The organism is Mesorhizobium sp. M7A.F.Ca.CA.002.04.1.1, assembly GCF_004022805.1.
GTDB classification, from domain to species: domain Bacteria; phylum Pseudomonadota; class Alphaproteobacteria; order Rhizobiales; family Rhizobiaceae; genus Mesorhizobium; species Mesorhizobium ciceri.
In genome coordinates, this window is the sequence record NZ_RZPL01001216.1 from 1 (window position 1) to 726 (window position 726).

At 64.5% G+C, this 726-nt stretch carries 2 protein-coding genes; both read right to left on the reverse strand.

The window, feature by feature from the left end:
• A partial coding sequence (locus tag ENZ75_RS33405) for a FliM/FliN family flagellar motor switch protein (RefSeq protein ID WP_128278683.1) occupies positions 1 to 327 on the reverse strand: 327 nt, incomplete at its 3' end.
• 16 nt (positions 328 to 343) lie between these two features.
• A partial coding sequence (locus tag ENZ75_RS33410; protein ID WP_206617186.1) for a FliM/FliN family flagellar motor switch protein occupies positions 344 to 726 on the reverse strand: 383 nt, incomplete at its 5' end.

Consider the following 726-nt stretch of genomic DNA (forward strand, 5'->3'; position numbering starts at 1 on the left):
GCTTTCCAGAACGGTTATCTCGCCGCGCGCGATCTTTCGGCCGTTGACCACGACGTCGACAGGTTCGCCGATGCGGCGATTGAGCGCCACGGTCGACCCTTTTTGCAGCGCCATCAGATCGGAGACCGGCATCTCGGTGCTGCCGAGGATGATCTGGACATCGACGGGGATGTTCATGATCACGCTCGAATTGGCCGATGAGGCCGCCCTGAACGCCGCATCGGGACGTTGCTCCTCTTCATGCAGGACCCCGCGCAACTCTTCGATGGCACGGTCGAGTTGCTCGTCCGGCTGGTCGAGGTCGGCTTCCGCCTTGGTTTTGGCCATGATCGTCTCCAAATGCTCAGGCGCGTCCGGCGGCAGCCGGCATCAGCCCGTCGATAAAGTCCTGCCCGGCATCGTAAGGTTGCCTGATCCGGACGGTGTAATTCTGTCCCAGTTTGCCGAACTCGCATACGAACAGCGTCTTGCCCCGTGCGCTGAGACGCGCCTGGGACTGGGCCGTTTCCTCGAATTCGATGACGTCGCCGATTTCGAAACCGGCGAGGTCGCCGAGCGTCAGCCGCGCCAGCGGCATCGTGGCCTCGAGCGCCACGGTGGAGCGCATCACCTCTTCCGAAAAGCGGGCGCGCCAGCTGGGGCCGTGATCGTCGTCGCTGACAGGCACGGCTCCGTCGCGGCTGGCCAGCACGACGCGCTGCGGCATCGTCACCGTCACGGTGCCAC